Here is a 19,594-nt window from a genome sequence, read left to right on the forward strand (position 1 = left end):
GACCCCGGCTGTTCGCTCAGAGCGAACCACTCTCGGAGGATCGGCTTCCCCATTCCACCTGGGGCCCCTCGAAGGGGGCCGCGTGGGCGGCGGTGCGGCCGGCCGCACCGAGCACGAAGACGTCCTCCGCCCCGTCCAGCACCCCGCCCGAGGGGTCGTCGTCACCGGCGCGGCGCACCACGTCCCGCTCGGGCATGAGAATGTCGCGCACGACCATGGCGCACAGGTAGAGCGTGCCCAGCAGGTGCACGGCGATGGCCCAGTGGTAGCCGTCGGTCGGCAGCCCCTTGTGGGCGTCTCCGCTGGTCGTGTAGGCGAGGTACATCCAGATCCCCACGAAGTACGCCACCTCGCACGCCTGCCAGATCAGGAAGTCCCGCCACTTGGGCCGGGCGAGGACGGCCAGCGGGACCAGCCACAGGACGTACTGCGGGGAGTAGACCTTGTTGGTGAGGATGAAGGCCGCCACCACCAGGAAGGCCAGCTGGGCGAACCGCGGCCGGCGCGGTGCGGTCAGGGCCAGGGCGGCGATGCCCAGGAAGCAGAGCAGCACCAGGGCCATGGCCGCGTTGTTCACGAAGTCGGTGCTGAGCGGGCTGGTCGTGTTCTGTGCCCAGATCAGCCAGAACGAACCGAAGTCCACGCCCCGTTCCTGGCTGAACGTGTAGAACTTCGACCAGCCGTCGAAGGCGAAGATCATCACCGGCAGGTTCACGACGAACCAGGAGACGACCGCGCCACCCGTCGCGATGAAGAACTCCCGCCATTTGCCGGCGCGCCAGCACAGCAGGAACAGCGGCCCCAGCAGGAACACGGGATACAGCTTGGCGGCCGTGGCAAGGCCCAGGAGGACGCCGAAGGCGAGGGGGCGGCTCCGGGACCACATCAGCATCGCCGCGGCCGTCAGAGCAACCGCCAGGAGGTCCCAGTTGATGGTCGCGGTCAGCGCGAAGGCGGGCGACAGGGCGACCAGCAGACCGTCCCAGGGGCGCCGGCGATGCGTACGCACCACGCACACCGCGATGACGGCGGCGCAGATCATCAGCATCCCGGCGTTGACGAACCAGTACACCTGCTCCTGGAGCTGGATGCTGCCGCTGCCCGGCGTGAGCCATGCGGCCACCTCCATGAACACACCGGTCAGCACCGGGTATTCGAGGTAGTCCATGTCACCGGGCAGCTTGTCGAAGTACGGCACCAGACCGTCGGCGAAACCGCGCCCCTGGTAGAGGTGCGGAATGTCCGAGTAGCAGGCGTGGGTGTACTGGGAACTGGCGCCGAAGAACCAGGCGCCGTTGTAGCAGGGTGCCTTCTGGACCAGGCCCAGGGCGAACATGCCGATCGCGACGAGGACCACGACTCGTAGGGGCGTCCACCAGGACGTCCCGAGCAGGGCACGCCGGCCGATGGGGCCGCCGATCAGCTCACTCCCGGCCGCGGCGACCGCGTCTTCCCTGGTCGGCCGCACGGGCTCCGGCTCACGCACGCCCGCGGGCGTCGTCTCTGCACTGGGCATGGGGCCCATCCTGCCGTACCTCTCTAGGAATACGCCGAGGGCCGCCGCACCTCGCTGGGTACGGCGGCCCATGTTTCACGTGAAACACACTTCGGCGGGCGAAAAGGACACCAACCGGTCAGTCCGCGCGGCTAGCCGTTCGATCCGCCGAAGAGGTTCCCTCCTCCGTTGGCATTGCCTCTGGTGTTGCCCTCACCGGTCGTCTCGGTGGCTGTCGGTGAGGAGGTGGTCCCCGAGGTGCTTCCGGTGTCACCGCCGTCGGTCGAGCAGTTCCAGGCGAACCGGCAGGTCTCGGTCACGGTGGGCGAGGGCGAGGTGAACGTCTCGCTGGGCGTGGCGCTGGGCGTCTCGCTCGGCGTCTCGCTCGGCGTGATGCTCGGGCTGGGCGTCGGCGAAGGCATCCCCAGCTCGTCCGAGATCTCACCGATCTTGGTGGCGTCCGGGAAGCCGGGGTCGTTCTTGCCCTTCAGCGCGGCCTTCATGTACTCGGTCCACACCGAGGTCGGGATGTCACCACCGTGGATGGACGCCACGCCGGCGGTCCCGTTCATGGAGAGCAGCTCGGCGTCCTTCGGGTTCTCACGGAACATCGCCACCGACGTCGCCAGCTGCTGGGTGTAGCCGACGAACCAGGCCGACTTGTTGCTGTCGGTGGTACCGGTCTTGCCCGCCGCCGTACGGCCCAGGGCCTTGGCGTTGGTACCCGTACCGTTCTGGATGACGTTCTGGAGGACGTCCGTGACGTTGTTCGCCACGTTCTCGTCCATCGCCCTGGTCAGCTTGGGCTTGCTGAAGCCGGACAGCTCCTGCCCGTCCTGCTTGACCGCGGTCACGGAGTACGGGTCCACGTGTTCACCGGAGGCCGCGAAGGTCGCGTACGCGTCGGCCATGCGGATGGCACTGGGGGTGGACGTACCGATGGCGAACGACGGGTTCAGGTTCTGCGACATGCTGTTCGGCAGGATCCCGGACGCCTGGGCCATGTCCCGTACCTTCGTCATCCCGACATCCACGCCGAGCTGCACGAACGGGGTGTTGATCGACTGCTCCATCGCCTTGCGCAGGGTGATGTAGCCCCAGGGGTACTCGCTCTCGTTCCGCTGACGGAAGATCGAGTTGTCCTTGTTCAGGTAGTACGTACCGTCTGGCCTGCGCACCTTGAGGTTGTCGTCACCGTTGTACTTGCTCAGCGGCGACACCCCGACACCGTCGGTCTTGTACGTCCCGTCTTCCATGGCCGCCGCCAGTACGAACGGCTTCCACGTCGAACCCACGGGGACACCGGAGGTGTCGGCGTTGTTCGTGAAGTGGTTGTTCTCGTAGCCGGCGCCGCCGTACAGGGCGACGATCGCACCGTCCTTGGGCACCACCGAGGCGGCACCGAACTGGACGTACTTGTCCTTCTCCCGGTTCTTCGGGTCCAGACGCGCCTTCTGGATCTTCTGCACGGCCGCGCTCAGCGCGTTGACCTTGTCCTTGTCGAAGGTCGTGTAGATCTGGAAGCCGCCCTGGTCGAACTGCGTCTCGGTGATGTTGGAGTGCGCGAGGACGTACTTCTTGGCCGTGTCGGCGAGGTAGCTGATCTGGCCGGTCATGCCCTTGATCGCCTTGCGACCCTGGGGCAGCGGGTACTTCTTGACGGCTTCCTGGTACTCGGCGTCGGTGAGGTGCTGGTCCTTGTGCATCTCCTCGAGGATCCAGGCCCAGCGGTCGTGGGAGCGCTTGTAGTTGGCGTCCTTGGTGGCCGAGGGATCGATGTCCGGGTTGCCCGCCGGGTCGTAGTACGTCGCACCCTTGAGCAGCGCGGCCAGGACCGCGCACTGGCTCGGCTTGAGGTCCTTCGCGTCCACGCCGTAGTAGGTCTGGGCGGCGGCCTGGATGCCGTACGCGCCACGGCCGAAGTACGAGGTGTTCAGGTAGCCCTGAAGGATCTGGGGCTTGGTGAGCTTCGTGCCCACCTTGATGGAGATGAACATCTCCTTGAACTTGCGGGTGACCGTCTGGTCCTGGCTGAGGTAGGTGTTCTTCACGAACTGCTGGGTGATCGTCGAACCACCCTGCGTCTGACCACCCCGGGCCATGTTGACCAGAGCACGGGCGATGCCCATGGGGTCGACACCCGAGTCCGAGTAGAAGCTCTTGTTCTCGGCCGAGATCACCGCGTTCTGCATGGCCTTGGGGATCTGGTCGATGGTGACGTTCTGCCGGTTCGCACCGGTGCCCGTCGCGACCATCTGCTGGCCGTTGGCCCAGTAGTAGACGTTGTTCTGGGACTTCGCGGCGGTGTTCTCGTCGGGCACGCCCACCATGGCGTAGCCGACACCCACCAGCGCGACCAGACTGCCCAGGAAGGTCAGGCTCAGCCCGGAGACGAGCCGCCAGGAAGGCACCCAGCGGCGCCAGCCGAACCTGTTCGCCCTCGGGTAGTCGATGAGGCGCTTCTTGCCGGGCGCGGTTGACGGCCGGCCTCTGCCGCGCCCCGGCCCGGCAGGACCACCCGGACCGTAGCTTCCGTTGTCGGGCCCTCTGCGGCGGCCTCCTGTGGTTCTCTGCGCCGCCCGGCGGGCCTCGGCCCGACTGCCGTAGGGGCGCTCTTCACCTCCCGGGCCCTGGGAGTCCGACCCATAGGAAGGTGACCCATAGGAGTCGGAAGGAGACCCGGTGGCGCCTCGCGGTGCCGCACGGCGGCCGGAGGACGGGGCGGACTGACCGCGTCGGGCCGCGGCACGTCCGCCTCCGCCTCCCTGCGGCTGCGGCGGTTTGCGACGGTGCTCGCTCATCGAACGATTACTCCTCGGGCAGGCGCACCCTTGCGCGCCTGGAAACGGCGGCTGGTTTCCGGTCCCCCCGAAGTACGGATGTGGTCGGTCCTGCATTCACCCGTACTGCACCAGGGACGTCGACGCCCCCCAGGCGTCTCTTGGTTCCCGGTGGTCTGCATGCCGCACAGACTACGCACCGCTAAAACCCACCGAGCCCCGAAGTTCACCCCAAATCAGGCAAGTTGCCTCCTACGAAACGGTGATGTGATCCCGTTCACCGTCACTGCTCTTGTCGCACAGGGGAGGCCGATCTATCGTCGTGATGTATCGAGTCGATACATCAGAGCGAGATAAGCGACCTGCGGACGAGTGGAGGCGATCATGAGCCGGCGTTCCGGCATCCTTGAGTTCGCCGTGCTCGGCCTGCTCCGCGAGTCGCCGATGCACGGCTATGAGCTGCGGAAACGGCTCAACACCTCGCTGGGCGTGTTCCGTGCGTTCAGCTACGGAACGCTCTACCCCTGCCTCAAGACGCTGGTCGCCAACGGCTGGTTGATCGAGGAACCGGGGAACACCGGCGAGGATCCGCTCGCCGTCCCGCTCTCCGGCCGCCGCGCGAAAATCGTCTACCGGTTGACGGCGGAAGGTAAGGAGCACTTCGAGGAGCTCCTCTCGCAGACCGGCCCCGACGCGTACGAGGACGAACACTTCGCGGCGCGGTTCGCCTTCTTCGGGCAGACCTCGCGCGATGTACGCATGCGCGTGCTGGAGGGCCGCCGCAGCCGGCTGGAGGAACGCCTGGAGAAGATGCGCGCCTCGCTGGCACGCACCCGGGAACGCCTCGACGACTACACGCTTGAGCTCCAGCGCCACGGGATGGAGTCCGTGGAGCGCGAAGTGCGCTGGCTGAACGAGCTCATCGAGAGCGAGCGGGCCGGACGGGACCTGAAGGGCCCCGCCTCCGGGGGGTCCGCTCAGCAGAACACCACCAATGGAACGCCGGGCAACCTGCCCCGGTCCGAGGACACCCCTCGGCCGGATTTGCCCGGCGACACCGCCACGTGAGTCCCGCGCAGGGCCTCACTCGTACACACAGGGAGCAACCGGAATGGGTTCGGTTCGCGTAGCCATCGTCGGCGTGGGCAACTGCGCCGCCTCGCTGGTGCAGGGAGTCGAGTACTACAAGGACGCCGACCCGGCGTCCAAGGTCCCCGGCCTGATGCACGTCCAGTTCGGCGACTACCACGTCAAGGACATCGAGTTCGTCGCCGCGTTCGACGTGGACGCCAAGAAGGTAGGCCTCGACCTGGCGGACGCCATCGGCGCCTCCGAGAACAACACCATCAAGATCTGCGACGTGCCCCACACCGGTGTGAAGGTGCGGCGCGGCCACACCCTCGACGGCCTCGGCAAGTACTACCGCGAGACCATCGAGGAGTCCGCGGCCGAGCCGGTCGACGTCGTGAAGATCCTCAAGAAGAAGCAGGTCGACGTCCTCGTCTGCTACCTGCCCGTCGGCTCCGAGGCCGCGGCGAAGTTCTACGCCCAGTGCGCCATCGACGCCAAGGTCGCCTTCGTCAACGCCCTCCCGGTCTTCATCGCCGGCACCAAGGAGTGGGCGGACAAGTTCACCGAGGCCGGTGTCCCGATCGTCGGTGACGACATCAAGTCGCAGGTCGGCGCCACCATCACGCACCGCGTCATGGCGAAGCTCTTCGAGGACCGGGGCGTCGTCCTGGACCGCACGATGCAGCTGAACGTCGGCGGCAACATGGACTTCAAGAACATGCTGGAGCGCGACCGCCTGGAGTCCAAGAAGATCTCCAAGACGCAGGCCGTCACCTCCCAGATCCCCGACCGGGACCTCGGCGAGAAGAACGTCCACATCGGCCCGTCCGACTACGTCGCCTGGCTCGACGACCGCAAGTGGGCCTATGTCCGCCTGGAGGGCCGCGCCTTCGGTGACGTCCCGCTGAACCTGGAGTACAAGCTCGAGGTCTGGGACTCCCCGAACTCCGCGGGTGTCATCATCGACGCCCTGCGCGCCGCGAAGATCGCCAAGGACCGCGGTATCGGCGGCCCGATCCTCTCCGCGTCGAGCTACTTCATGAAGTCCCCGCCGGTGCAGTACTTCGACGACGAGGCCCGCGAGAACGTGGAGAAGTTCATCCGCGGCGACGTCGAGCGGTAGCTCGACACAGCGCTGAGCGCTGACGTCTCCGTAGCTCGCAAAAAACGCTCCTGCCAGGGCTCCGAGGGTCCCCGGGTCACCAGACCCGGGGACCCTTCCCATGGGTGCGACCCCATATGTGAGGCTGTGCCCCATGCCCGTCGTACGTGACCTGCGTGTCCTGCTGCGCCTGCGGGACTTCCGCCGCCTGCTGGCCGTACGGCTGCTCTCCCAGGGAGCCGACGGCGTCTACCAGGTCGCGCTCGCCGCCTATGTCGTCTTCTCGCCGGAGAAACAGACCTCACCGGGCGCGATCGCCTCGGCCATGGCGGTCCTGCTGCTCCCCTACTCCCTGGTCGGCCCCTTCGCCGGCGTCCTGCTGGACCGCTGGCGCCGCCGCCAGGTCTTCCTGTACGGCAATCTGCTGCGCGCGCTGCTGGCCGCGATCACCGCGGTCCTGATGGCCGGACAGGTGCCCGACTGGCTCTTCTATGTCTCCGCCCTGTGCGTCACGGCCGTCAACCGCTTCGTCCTTTCGGGTCTGTCGGCCGCGCTCCCACGAGTGGTCGACACCGACCGGCTGGTGCTGGCCAACTCCCTGTCCCCGACCGCCGGCACCCTCGCCGCGACCGCCGGTGGCGGCCTGGCCTTCGCCGTTCGGCTCATCGCCTCGGACTCCGACGCAGCGGTGGTGCTGCTGGGCGCCGCGCTGTATCTGTGCGCGGCCCTCGCCTCCCTGACCATGGCCCCGGGACTCCTCGGCCCCGACCGGCATCCGGCACAGCCGAGTCTCGCGGCGGCCGTACTCACCACCGCACGCGACCTGCGGGAGGCGATACGGCATCTCGCGGCACCCCGGCGCCGCGAGGCTGCCTGGGCACTGCTCACCATGACGGTGATGCGCTTCTGCTACGGCGCGCTGCTCGTCCTGGTGCTGATGCTGTGCCGCTACGCCCTCTCCTCCGACCCCGACGACGGCCTCGCCCTGCTGGGACTGGCGCTGGGTGTCTCCGGTGCCGGCTTCTTCGCGGCGGCCTTGGTGACGCCGGGGGCCGCCGGGAGGCTGGGTGCCGGCCGCTGGATCGTCGTGTGCGCCGCATCGGCCGCCGTACTGGAACCAGCGCTGGGTCTCCCGTTCGCGACCGCCCCCATGCTCGTCGCCGCCTTCGTGCTGGGACTGATCACCCAGGGAGCGAAGATCGCCACGGACACCCTCGTGCAGTCCTCCGTCGAGGACGGTTTCCGCGGCCGGATCTTCTCCGTGTACGACGTCCTCTTCAACGTCGCGTTCGTCGGGGCCGCCGGTGTCGCCGCCCTGATGCTGCCACCGGACGGCCGCTCCGCGACCCTCGTCATCACGGTCGCGTTCATTTACGCGGCGGTGGCGGCAGCCATGGCCCGCGCCGGAGCGAAGCAAGCCGTGGAGCGAGACCCGAGGCGGTGAGGAGGAACGGCTCGGGGGCGATGTTTCACGTGAAACATCGCCCCCGGCCGCTTCCCGGACGGTTCGTGTTTCACGTGAAACATGACCCCGGGCCGGGCACTCAGCCCTGCTCGGCCCACCACTCCTTGAGGGCGGCCACCGCGTCGTCGTGCTCCATCGGCCCGTGCTCCAGCCTCAGCTCCAGCAGGTGCTTGTAGGCCTGACCCACCTCCGGGCCGGGACGGATCCCCAGGATCTCCATGATCTGGTTGCCGTCCAGGTCCGGACGGATCGCGTCGAGCTCCTCCCTCTCCTGGAGCTCGGCGATCCGGTCCTCCAGGCCGTCATAGGCACGGGAGAGCGCCGCGGCCCTCCGCTTGTTGCGGGTGGTGCAGTCGGACCGGGTCAGCTTGTGAAGGCGGTCGAGCAGCGGGCCCGCGTCCCGGACGTACCGGCGGACCGCCGAGTCCGTCCATTCCCCGGTGCCGTAGCCGTGGAAACGCAGGTGGAGCTCCACCAGTCGCGACACGTCCTTCACCAGGTCGTTGGAGTACTTCAGCGCGGTCATGCGCTTCTTGGTCATCTTCGCGCCGACCACCTCATGGTGGTGGAACGAGACCCGGCCGTCCTGCTCGAAGCGGCGGGTACGCGGCTTCCCGATGTCGTGCAGCAGGGCGGCGAGACGCAGGACCAGGTCGGGGCCGTCCTCCTCCAGCGCCATCGCCTGTTCCAGGACGATCAGCGTGTGGTCGTAGACGTCCTTGTGCCGGTGGTGCTCGTCGCTCTCCAGCCGCAGGGCGGGCAGCTCAGGCAGCACCTGCTCCGCGAGCCCGGTCTCGACGAGCAGCGTCAGCCCCTTGCGGGGGTGGGCGGAGAGGATCAGCTTGTTCAGCTCGTCCCGGACCCGCTCGGCCGAGACGATCTCCAGACGTCCGGCCATGTCCGTCATCGCCGCGACGACCTCGGGGGCCACCTCGAAGTCGAGCTGAGCCGCGAACCGGGCGGCGCGCATCATCCGCAGCGGGTCGTCCGAGAAGGACTCCTCGGGCGTGCCCGGGGTGCGCAGCAGCCGCGCGGCAAGGTCCTCCCGGCCCCCGTGGGGGTCGATGAACTCCTTCTCCGGCAGAGCCACCGCCATCGCGTTGACGGTGAAGTCACGCCGGACGAGATCCTCCTCGATGGAGTCCCCGTACGACACCTCGGGCTTGCGCGAGGTGCGGTCATAGGCCTCGGAGCGGTACGTGGTCACCTCGATCTGGAAGGACCGGACGGTGTCGCCGACGCGGGCGTCCTTCTGCGCGCCGACCGTGCCGAAGGCGATCCCGACCTCCCAGACGGCGTCCGCCCAGGGCCGGACGATCTTCAGTACGTCCTCGGGGCGGGCGTCGGTGGTGAAGTCCAGGTCGTTGCCGAGCCGGCCCAGCAGCGCGTCCCGGACCGAGCCGCCGACCAGGGCGAGGGAGAACCCGGCCTCCTGGAATCGGCGGGCGAGGTCGTCGGCGACGGGCGCCACCCGCAGCAGCTCGCTCACCGCGCGCTGCTGCGCCTGGCTCAGGGCAGAGGAAGTGTCTTCATTGGCGTTCGGCACAACAGCACAGGGTACGTGCCCCCGGCCGCCCGAAGCGCCTCCATATTCCCGCCGCACTCCCCGCAGAGCGTCCATACACGGTGGCGGAGCAGTCCCTTCCATACCGGTGCAAGCCCTGTGCTCGACGCTTACCAGACCCTCTCCGCGATACTGGATATAGAGGACGGGCCGATACTCTTCTCCGATCTTGTGAAGCGGACCGCGGCACTTCAGCTCAGCGCGCCTCGTTACCATGCGTGGACGCACATTCCGACGACCACTGACGATGACGAGGGACGGACGAGCGCGTGGCCGAGGCGGCAGACTTCCAGGGGACGCCCTCACCTGCCCGCCGCTGGCTGCGGCGCACCGGGGCACTGCTCGCGAGCGCGCCTCTGCTGGCCGGACTGATGCAGCTGCCGGCCGCGGCCCCGGCCCAGGCGGCCGGGTCGAACGCGGTGTCCGTGGCCCTGGACTCGCTGAGCCCCAGCGCCCCCACCGACGGGGACACCCTGACGGTCTCCGGCACGGTGACCAACAACGGCAAGCAGGCCGTCACGGACGCCCACGTGGATCTGCGGGTGGGTTCCCCGCTCGGCACCCGGTCGGCGATCGACACGGCCGCCCGGCAGTCCGACGAGCTCCAGTCGGGCCTCGGCACCGAGATCGGCGGCAAGTACACCGAGGACTTCGACTCGCTGGCCCCGGGCGTCGCCGAGCACTTCAGCATCTCCGTGCCGGTCGACAAGCTCGACCTGGGACAGGACGGCGTGTATCCGTTCGGGGTCACGCTGTCCGGCAAGACGTCGGCGCAGCAGTGGGACCAGGTGCTCGGCATCCAGCAGACGTTCCTGCCGTGGCAGTCCTCCGAGGCCGACACGAAGACCAGGACGACGTACCTCTGGCCGCTGATCTCCACCGTCCACATGACGGCGAAGACGGGAGCGGGCGAGCTACAGACCCCGGTCTTCCTCAACGACGACCTGGCCAAGGAGATCTCGCCCGGTGGCCGGCTGGCCCAGATGCTGGCGCTCGGCAAGGACCTGGACGTCACCTGGGTGCTCGACCCGGACATGCTGGCCTCCGTGGACGCGATGACCCGCGGCTACCGGATCCAGGGCGCCGGTGACACCACCACGGCGGGCACCCATCAGGCGGTGGCCAAGCAGTTCCTGGCCGACCTTCAGAACGCGGTGGCCGACAAGGAGGTCGTGGCGCTCCCCTTCGCCGACCCGGACCTCGCCTCCCTCGCCCACAACGGCACCACCGTGACCGGTTCACTGAGCCACCTCAAGGACGCCACCGACGTCGCGGCCACCACGGTCGAGACCGTGCTCCATGTCACACCGAACACCGACTTCGCCTGGCCCGTGAACGGCGCCGTCGACCCGTCGATCATCAAGGTCGCCACCTCGGCGGGCGCCGACAAGGTGATCGCCCGCAGTGACAGCCTCCAGGAAACCGGCGGGCTGTCCTACACGCCCTCGGCGGCCCGCCCGATCGGCGGTGGCACGACGGCCGTGGTCGCGGACGCCCGGCTGTCCACGGCGTTCGAGGGCGATCTGACGCAGGCCGACGCGGCGACGCTCGCGGTACAGCGGTTCCTGGCCCAGAGCCTGGCGCTGAACACCCAGACCGACAAGCAGCGCAGCATCGTCGTCGCCCCGCAGCGGACGCCGTCGGCGAGCCAGGCACAGGCGATGGCGACGGCCATCACCGCGCTCCAGGACAGCAACTGGTCGCAGCCCCAGGACCTCACGGCGGCCGCCAAGGACAAGCCCGATCCCGGTGCGACCACGAAGATCCCGTCGTCGTCCGCCTACCCCTCCTCGTTGCGCAGGCAGGAACTGCCCCGAACGGCCTTCGAGCAGATCGCCCGCACCCAGGACAAGCTCGACAACTTCCAGGTGATCCTCAGCAACCAGTCCCGGGTGGTGACCCCGTTCGGACGGGCCATAAACCGGGAGATGTCCACGTCGTGGCGGGGCCGCGGGACCGAGGCGGACAGCTTCCGCACGGGCGTGGAGTCCTGGCTCGACGACCTCATCGGCCAGGTCAAGCTCATCGACAAGTCCGAGACCAAGCTCTCCGGACGCAGTGCCACCATCCCGGTCACCGTCCAGAACAACCTGGTCCAGGGCGTCGACCACCTCGTCCTGCGACTGACCTCCACGATGCCGACCCGGCTGGAGATCGGGGGCAAGCCCTACTACGAGCAGCGCGTCGAGGTCTCCGGCGGCCACAGCCAGTCCGTGAAGTTCTCCACCTCGGCCAACGCCAACGGCCGGGTCGAGGTCACCGCGCAGCTCTACACCGAGGACGGCCAGGAGTACGGCTCGCCCGTCCGGTTCGACGTGAAGGTCACCGAGGTCACGCCCACCGTGATGCTGGTCATCGGCGGCGGTGTGCTGCTGCTGGTGCTCGCCGGCTTCCGGATGTACACCCACCGCAAGCGCACGGCCGCCCGCCAGGCCGAGGACGGCGACGGGCCTGACCCGGCCGGCGGGGACGCCCCGGACACCCCGGAGGACGAGGGCCCCGAGAACACCGCAGGACCGGGGAACCCCGACACACGGGGCGATCGTCTCCCGGAAGAGTCCGGCCACCGGTCCGGGGCGGACGAGCCGGAGCAGCCGAGTGACCCGACACCGGACACCGCACCGGAAAGCGCCGACCCGTCCGGGACGGGTGAGAGAGTGGACCGTTGAGCGATGTCGTGGCCGGTGTGGCCCGGGACGATGAGGTGGGGTAACCATGAACGCGCCGTACGACGGTGAACGCGGCCAGGGCGCGGCCGGCTCGGGCTACCCCGAGCCACCGCCGGAGCCCGGCCAGGTCCCGCCGCAGCACGCGGCTGACATGTACCTCCAGGACGCCTACGACCAGGACCCCTACCGGGCACAGGACCTCTCCGCCCAGGACCCGGTCGCGGAGGCGCTCTACGACCGTGCCGCGCACCCCCCGCCGCCGCCGGGCACCTACCCCCAGCAGCCGCTCTACGGGCAGCCCGCCCAGTCGCCGTACGCCCCCGACCCCCAGGTGTGGGCCCAGACCCCGGCACCGGAGCCGGAGGGCCAGAACCAGTACCTGCCGTACGGTGACAACCCCCGCACGACCCAGTTCGTGGGCGTGGACGACCTGGTCTCGCACTCCGGTGAGGAACGCCACGAGCCGGACGCCTTCGCCCACCTCTTCCGGGACCAGCAGCAGAGCGGCTACCGGGATCCGCAGCAGGGCGGGGCACAGCTGCCGTCCGAACCCGCGTCGGTGCCCGGTCCGGCGGCCGCGCCGGGCGCACCCGGGCCCCGGTACCAGGCGACGACCCCTCCGGCCACCGACCAGACCCTGAACCTCGGTGCCGCGCCCGTTGCGGCGGCGGAGGTCCCCGCCCCGGCCCCGGCTTCCGCCGCTCCCGCGAAGAAGGGCGGGAAGGCGGCGGGGCTGCTCAAGTCGAGTGCCGTGATGGCCGCGGGCACCATGGTCTCCCGGCTCACCGGATTCGTCCGCTCCGCGCTGATCGTCTCCGCGCTGGGCTTCGGCCTGCTCGGCGACACCTTCCAGGTCGCCTACCAGCTGCCCACGATGATCTACATCCTGACCGTCGGCGGCGGCCTGAACTCGGTCTTCGTACCCCAACTGGTGCGCGCCATGAAGGAGGACGAGGACGGTGGCGAGGCGTTCGCCAACCGACTGCTGACCCTGGTGATGGTGGCGCTGGGCCTGCTCACCGCGGCCACCATCGCGGGCGCGCCCTTCCTCATCCGCCTGCTGTCCGACTCCGTGGCGAGCGACCCGGCGGCCAACGGCGTCAGCATCACCTTCGTCCGCTACTTCCTGCCCTCGATCTTCTTCATGGGCATCCACGTCGTGATGGGGCAGATCCTCAACGCACGGGGCAAGTTCGGCGCGATGATGTGGACACCGGTCCTCAACAACATCGTCATCATCGTCACCCTCAGCCTGTTCATCTGGGTGTACGGCACGGCCGCCCACTCCGGCATGAAGGTCACGAACATCCCGCCGGAGGGCCAGCGACTGCTCGGCATCGGCGTGCTGCTCGGCCTGGTGGTCCAGGCCCTCGCGATGATCCCCTACCTGCACGAGACCGGCTTCCGGCTGCGGCTGCGCTTCGACTGGCGGGGCCACGGCCTCGGCAAGGCCGCCACCCTCGCCAAGTGGACCGTGCTGTTCGTCCTCGCCAACCAGGCGGGCGCGCTCGTCGTCTCCCAGCTGTCGACCGCGGCCGGCAAGCACTCCCCGGTCAAGGGCACCGGCCTCACCGCCTACGCCAACGCCCAGCTGATCTGGGGCCTGCCGCAGGCGATCATCACGGTCTCCCTGATGGCCGCCCTGCTGCCGCGGATCTCCCGCTCGGCCGCGGAGAACGACACGGGCGCCGTCCGCGACGACATCTCCCAGGGCCTCAGGACGACCGCGGTCGCGATCGTCCCCATCTCCTTCGGTTTCCTGGCGCTCGGCATCCCGATGTGCACGCTGATCTTCGGTTCCGGCGGCACCAACGACGCCACCAACATGGGGTACATGCTGATGGCCTTCGCCCTCGGCCTGATCCCCTACTCGGTGCAGTACGTCGTCCTGCGCGCCTTCTACGCGTACGAGGACACCCGCACCCCCTTCTACAACACGGTGATCGTCGCCGCGGTCAACGCGGGCGCCTCGGTCGCCTGTTACGTTCTGCTCCCGGCCCGCTGGGCGGTGGCCGGCATGGCCGCCTCGTACGGCCTGGCCTACGCGATCGGCGTGGGGGTGGCCTGGCGGCGGCTGCGCAAGCGGCTCGGCGGGGACCTGGACGGCTCCCGCGTGACCCGTACGTACGCCAGGCTGTGCCTCGCCTCCGTGCCGGCGGCCGCCCTCAGTGGTGCGGCCTGCTACGGCATCAGCCACACTCTGGGGCAGGGCGTGATCGGTTCCTTCGCCGCGCTGCTGGTCGGCGGAGCCGTCCTGCTCGGCGTCTTCTACGTGGCCGCGCGGCGCATGCGCATCGAGGAGCTCAACTCCCTCGTGGGTATGGTGCGCGGGCGTCTGGGGCGCTGAGTCAGGGGTAAGCGCACAACCATCGTTCGCCGCCGCGTGTCGTGCATAGCGGGGGACTGTGGGCACAATTGGTTTCGGCGTCGAACAGCGTGCAACGGATGGGGAGGCAGGGAACGACGGTGGCGGAACGGAGCACGGCTGCCGTCGACGTGGCAGACAACAGCGGTGACAAGCCGCTGACCGCCAAGGCGGACCAGTCCACGGCCGACGGGGTGGCCCAGAACCCGGAGCGGGACACGGAAAGCGACGAGGCCCAGGGGAGCGGTACGGCCGCGGACCCTGGCAAGAAGACCTCACCTCCCGAACTGCACAGCGGTCACAAACTCGCCAGACGCTACCGTCTCGAGGAGTGCGTCACCCGTCTGGACGGATTCAGCAGCTGGCGTGCGGTCGACGAGAAACTCCGGCGTGCCGTCGGCGTCCACATCCTGCCCGCAGACCACGCACGCAGCCGGGCGGTGCTGGCCGCGGCCCGCTCCGCCGCACTGCTCGGCGATCCCCGGTTCGTGCAGGTACTGGACGCCGTCGAGGAGAACGACCTCGTCTACGTCGTGCACGAGTGGCTGCCCGACGCCACCGAGCTGTCCGCGCTGCTCGCGGCCGGTCCGCTGGAGCCGCACGACGCCTATCAGATGGTGAGTCAGATCGCCTCCGCGATGGCGGCGGCACACCGCGAGGGCCTGGCCCATCTCCGGCTCAACCCGAACGCGGTGCTGCGTACCTCCACCGGCCAGTGGCGCATCCGTGGGCTTGCGGTGAACGCGGCGCTGCGCGGCATCAGTTCCGACACGCCCCAGCGCACCGACACCGAGGCGATCGGCGCCCTGCTGTACGCGGCGCTGACCCAGCGCTGGCCGTACGAGAGCGACGCCTACGGCCTGGCCGGGCTGCCCAAGGACGTCGGCCTGATCGCACCCGACCAGGTGCGTGCCGGGGTCCACCGCGGCCTGTCCGAACTCGCCATGCGCGCTCTGGTCAACGACGGCGCCACCGCGTCCCGTCACGAGTCGGCGTGCACCACGCCCGAGGAGCTGGTGAAGGCGATCGGCGAGATGCCCCGCATCCGCCCGCCGGAGCCGACGTTCACGGGACCGCCCGAGTACCAGCGCACCACCTACCAGCAGGGCACCTACGGCCGCCCCACGCCCCCCGGCGCGACGCAGCCCATCCAGCCCCCGCCGCCCCCGCTCCAGAGCCGCACCGGCAAGGCCTTGAAGTGGGCTGTCTCGGCCCTTCTCATCGCGGCCCTGGGCCTGGGCAGTTGGCAGCTCGCGGACGCCCTGATGGACCAGGGCGACAAGTCCGACGGCAACACCACCACGCAGACGACGGACGACGGCGACAAGAACAGCGCCAGCCCCGCGCCCGTCACCGCGATAAAGATCCAGAACGCCCAGGAGTACGTGGCCGACGGCGGCGCGCAGCATCCGGGCGATGTGAAGCTGACCTACGACGGCAGCGCCTCCACCTTCTGGCGGACCAAGAGCTTCACGGACGGACCGGAACTCGCGCCCTACAAGGCCGGCGTGGGCATCGTCTACGACCTCGGCTCGGCCAGGGAACTCACCACGGGAACCATCTCCCTTCGCTACGCTGGCGATCACACGACGGTCGCGCTGTACGCCGCCGACTCGCTGAGCCCGGGGTCGATCGGCTCGATGACGAAGATCGGCGGTGTCACCACCACCGGCAGCACCGCCACGGTGAAGGTCAGCAAGAAGGTGAAGAGCCAGTACGTCCTCGTATGGCTCACCGCCATGCCGTATTCGGGCAACGACTCGAGCGCCTACGCCGGAGCCGGTTACAAGCAGGCCATCACCGAAGTGAAGTTCACGGGCTGACGTTCACCGGGGGCACCGAAGGCGGAGGGGGCAGATGGCGGAAGGCGCCGGATACGGCGGAGTGAGCGACCAGGATCTGCTCGCTCGGCATGTGGAGGGCGACCCCGATGCCTTCGGTGAGATCGTACGGCGGCACCGGGACCGCCTCTGGGCGGTCGCCCTGCGGACCCTTGGGGACCGCGAGGAGGCCGCTGACGCCGTCCAGGACGCCCTGGTGTCCGCCTACCGGGCCGCCCACACCTTCCGGGGCCAGTCGGCCGTCACTACCTGGCTGCACCGGATCACGGTGAACGCCTGCCTGGACCGCGCCCGCAAGGTCGCCTCCCGCAAGACCTCGCCGGTCGACGACACCGAGCGGCTGGAGCAACTGCTGGAGCCGCATGAATCGGCCTCCGCTCCAGCCGAACGCAACGACCTTCACCGCCAGCTTCTGGAAGCCCTCGGCACGCTGCCGCACGACCAGCGCGCCGCCCTCGTCCTGGTCGATATGCAGGGCTACCCGGTCGCGGAGGCGGCCCGGATCCTCGACGTGCCCACGGGGACGGTGAAGAGCCGCTGTGCTCGCGGCAGAGCCAGACTCCTGCCGCTGCTCACCCATCTCCGGCCGGAAAGCACCGGTGACGAGGACAACCCGGACGCGGCACGGAACCGGGCGGAGGGGACATCCGTCCCACCGGCAGCGGGTCCCCAGAACGGAGACCCACGGAACACCGGGCCGAATGACTCGGCCACAGTGAAGGGCGGAGGTGGACGAGCGTGACGTCGACGACGGACACGACCGGGCACCCGGACGTCTCGGAGATCTCCGATCTCACGGAAGGCCTGCTCCCGCCCGCCCGGGCCGCGGAAGTACGACAGCACCTGGACGCGTGCGAGCTCTGTGCCGATGTGCATGCCTCGCTGGAGGAGATCCGGGGCCTGCTCGGCGCGGTTCCCGGCCCGGTGCGCATGCCGGCCGACGTGGCGGGCCGGATCGACGCGGCGCTCGCCGCCGAGGCCCTGCTCAGCGCCACCATTCCTGAGGCCCATGTTTCACGTGAAACATCGCCCCGTCAGGCGCCGGCTCCCGAGAACCGCCCCGCCGGGCGGCCGAGCGCTACGACCGGCCCCGGACGCAAGGACCAGAAGGGCCGCAGGAACCAGAAGGACCGGATGGACAGGCTGGACCGCCCGGACCGTGGACGTGGTCGGCGTCGCCGGACCGTCGTCCTCGGCACCGTGTTCACCGCCGCCGTCCTGGGTGCCGGCGCGCTCTTCCTCCAGTCACTCGGAGGCGACGGAACGACGACCGCGCAGGGAACGCCCACCAGTTCCGCCGGGACCTTCTCCAAGGGCACCCTCCAGCATCAGGTCAACAATCTGCTCGACACCAAGAAGAACCTGCCGCGAGGCTCCCAGAAGCCCTTCGGTGTCGAGTCGCAGCCTTCGGAGTCGGCCACCACGGCCACCCCCTACACCACGCGGATCGACCCCTCGGAGTCGGTACCCGTGTGTGTTCGCGAGGGCGTCGGCCAGACCGGCGATGTCATCGGTGCGAAGAAGGGGACGTACCAGGGGAAGAGCGCCTACCTCCTCGTTCTCCCCGACTCCTCCGACGCCTCCCGGGTGACCGCCTTCGTCGTCGACGCCACCTGTGTCGGCAAGGCGGCCGCATCTCCTGGCAAGGTCCTGCTGACGGAGTCCCTGACCCGCCCCTGAGCTTTCTCCGTCACGGCTCTCGTGCCGTGACGCATCTCTTGTCCCAGCGCGGAAATCCGTACGGTGTGGGATGCCCGTGTGCCCGGACACACCGGGAATGCGCGCCCCGTAGGATCCGTTGGGTGGGGTGAGAGGTTCCGATGGAAACTCCCACCGGTCGACTGACACAGACCAGAGACGAGGAATCAAGCCGTGAGCGACGTCCGTAACGTGATCATCATCGGCTCCGGGCCCGCCGGCTACACGGCGGCGCTCTACACCGCGCGCGCGTCGCTGAAGCCCCTCGTGTTCGAGGGTGCCGTCACTGCGGGCGGTGCGCTGATGAACACCACTGAGGTGGAGAACTTCCCGGGCTTCCGCGACGGCATCATGGGCCCCGACCTCATGGACAACATGCGGGCGCAGGCCGAGCGCTTCGGCGCCGAGCTGGTTCCGGACGACGTCGTCTCCGTCGACCTGACCGGTGAGATCAAGACCGTCACGGACACCGCCGGCACGGTACACAAGGCCAAGGCCGTCATCGTCACCACCGGCTCCCAGCACCGCAAGCTCGGCCTGCCCAACGAGGACGCCCTCTCCGGCCGCGGTGTCTCCTGGTGCGCCACCTGTGACGGGTTCTTCTTCAAGGACCAGGACATCGCCGTGATCGGCGGCGGTGACACCGCGATGGAGGAGGCGACCTTCCTCTCCCGGTTCGCCAGGTCCGTGACGATCGTCCACCGCCGGGACACCCTGCGCGCCTCGAAGGCGATGCAGGAGCGTGCCTTCGCCGACCCGAAGATCAAGTTCGCCTGGGACAGCGAGATCGCCGAGGTCCAGGGCGAGCAGAAGCTGGCCGGCCTGAAGCTGCGCAACGTCAAGACCGGCGAGCTCTCCGACCTGCCGGTGACCGGCCTGTTCATCGCGATCGGCCACGACCCGCGCACCGAGCTCTTCAAGGGCCAGCTCGACCTCGACGAGGAGGGCTACCTCAAGGTCGCCGCGCCCTCGACGCACACCAACGTCACGGGTGTGTTCGCCGCCGGTGACGTGGTCGACCACACCTACCGCCAGGCGATCACCGCGGCCGGCACCGGCTGCTCCGCCGCTCTCGACGCCGAGCGTTTCCTCGCCGCCCTCGCGGACGAGGAGAAGGCCGAGCCCGAGAAGACCACCGTCTGATCATCCCCCTTCCGCCCCACCGCACCGTCAAGAAAAAGGAGCCCGCCGTGGCCGGCACCCTGAAGCATGTGACCGACGCCGACTTCGAAGAGGTCGTCCTCAAGAGCGACAAGCCTGTCCTGGTGGACTTCTGGGCCGAGTGGTGCGGCCCGTGCCGCCAGATCGCCCCGTCGCTCGAGGCGATCGCCGCCGAGCACGGCGAGAAGATCGAGATCGTCAAGCTGAACATCGACGAGAACCCGAACACGGCGGCCAAGTACGGCGTCATGTCGATCCCCACCCTGAACGTGTACCAGGGCGGCGAGGTCGCCAAGACCATCGTCGGCGCCAAGCCGAAGGCCGCACTGGTCCGCGACCTCGAGGCCTTCATCGCCGAGTGATGTTTCACGTGAAACACGAAT

General features: G+C 69.0%; 13 protein-coding genes. 10 read left to right on the top strand and 3 right to left on the bottom strand.

What is annotated here, in order from left to right:
• Positions 1–16 precede the first annotated feature (16 nt).
• Both AAW13_RS18655 and AAW13_RS18660 read right to left on the bottom strand, forming a co-directional pair.
• Positions 17–1,516 carry a glycosyltransferase family 87 protein gene (locus tag AAW13_RS18655; RefSeq protein ID WP_046727596.1) on the bottom strand — a complete coding sequence of 500 codons (1,500 nt, stop codon included), beginning with the start codon at positions 1,514–1,516 and terminating at the stop codon, positions 17–19.
• Positions 1,517–1,647: 131 nt separating this feature from the next.
• On the bottom strand, positions 1,648–3,906 hold the full coding sequence (locus tag AAW13_RS18660; protein WP_046727597.1) for a transglycosylase domain-containing protein: 2,259 nt from the start codon (positions 3,904–3,906) through the stop codon (positions 1,648–1,650).
• A 753-nt stretch (positions 3,907–4,659) separates the two neighbouring features.
• On the opposite strand from AAW13_RS18660, the gene AAW13_RS18665 reads away from it, so the two are divergent.
• The 3 genes from AAW13_RS18665 (at position 4,660) to AAW13_RS18675 (ending at position 7,892) form a co-directional block, all read left to right on the top strand.
• Positions 4,660–5,343, top strand: a complete 684-nt coding sequence (locus tag AAW13_RS18665) for a PadR family transcriptional regulator (RefSeq protein WP_046727728.1) — start codon at positions 4,660–4,662, stop codon at positions 5,341–5,343.
• A 43-nt stretch (positions 5,344–5,386) separates the two neighbouring features.
• Positions 5,387–6,469: an inositol-3-phosphate synthase gene (locus AAW13_RS18670; RefSeq protein WP_046727598.1), complete on the top strand. Its 1,083-nt coding sequence runs from the start codon at positions 5,387–5,389 to the stop codon at positions 6,467–6,469.
• Positions 6,470–6,602: 133 nt separating this feature from the next.
• Positions 6,603–7,892: an MFS transporter gene (locus tag AAW13_RS18675; protein ID WP_046727599.1), complete on the top strand. Its 1,290-nt coding sequence runs from the start codon at positions 6,603–6,605 to the stop codon at positions 7,890–7,892.
• A gap of 100 nt (positions 7,893–7,992) precedes the next feature.
• Here AAW13_RS18675 and AAW13_RS18680 read toward each other — a convergent pair whose 3' ends face one another.
• Positions 7,993–9,459, bottom strand: a complete 1,467-nt coding sequence (locus AAW13_RS18680) for a CCA tRNA nucleotidyltransferase (RefSeq protein ID WP_046727600.1) — start codon at positions 9,457–9,459, stop codon at positions 7,993–7,995.
• 287 nt (positions 9,460–9,746) lie between these two features.
• Between AAW13_RS18680 and AAW13_RS18685 the strand changes: the two genes are divergently transcribed.
• From AAW13_RS18685 to trxA, 7 genes are all read left to right on the top strand, one after another.
• Entirely contained in the window at positions 9,747–12,146 is a 2,400-nt protein-coding gene (locus AAW13_RS18685; RefSeq protein ID WP_046727601.1) for a DUF6049 family protein, read from the top strand.
• A 46-nt stretch (positions 12,147–12,192) separates the two neighbouring features.
• Positions 12,193–14,493: a murein biosynthesis integral membrane protein MurJ gene (gene murJ, locus AAW13_RS18690; protein WP_046727602.1), complete on the top strand. Its 2,301-nt coding sequence runs from the start codon at positions 12,193–12,195 to the stop codon at positions 14,491–14,493.
• A gap of 119 nt (positions 14,494–14,612) precedes the next feature.
• Positions 14,613–16,334 (top strand): protein kinase family protein, encoded by a 1,722-nt coding sequence (locus AAW13_RS18695; RefSeq protein WP_046727603.1) that lies wholly within the window; start codon positions 14,613–14,615, stop codon positions 16,332–16,334.
• Positions 16,335–16,368: 34 nt separating this feature from the next.
• Positions 16,369–17,094, top strand: coding sequence for an RNA polymerase sigma factor SigM (gene sigM, locus AAW13_RS18700; protein ID WP_046727604.1), 726 nt, complete (start codon positions 16,369–16,371; stop codon positions 17,092–17,094).
• Entirely contained in the window at positions 17,091–18,032 is a 942-nt protein-coding gene (locus AAW13_RS18705) for an anti-sigma factor family protein (RefSeq protein WP_046727605.1), read from the top strand. The genes sigM and AAW13_RS18705 overlap by 4 nt, the downstream gene beginning before the upstream one ends.
• Positions 18,033–18,224: 192 nt before the next feature.
• On the top strand, positions 18,225–19,193 hold the full coding sequence (trxB, locus tag AAW13_RS18710) for a thioredoxin-disulfide reductase (RefSeq protein WP_046727606.1): 969 nt from the start codon (positions 18,225–18,227) through the stop codon (positions 19,191–19,193).
• 47 nt (positions 19,194–19,240) lie between these two features.
• The gene (gene trxA, locus AAW13_RS18715; protein WP_046727607.1) at positions 19,241–19,573 is read left to right on the top strand and encodes a thioredoxin; all 333 of its coding nucleotides are present in this window, start codon (positions 19,241–19,243) and stop codon (positions 19,571–19,573) included.
• Positions 19,574–19,594: the final 21 nt, after the last annotated feature.

The organism is Streptomyces humi, assembly GCF_001005085.2.
Taxonomy (GTDB): domain Bacteria; phylum Actinomycetota; class Actinomycetes; order Streptomycetales; family Streptomycetaceae; genus Streptomyces; species Streptomyces humi.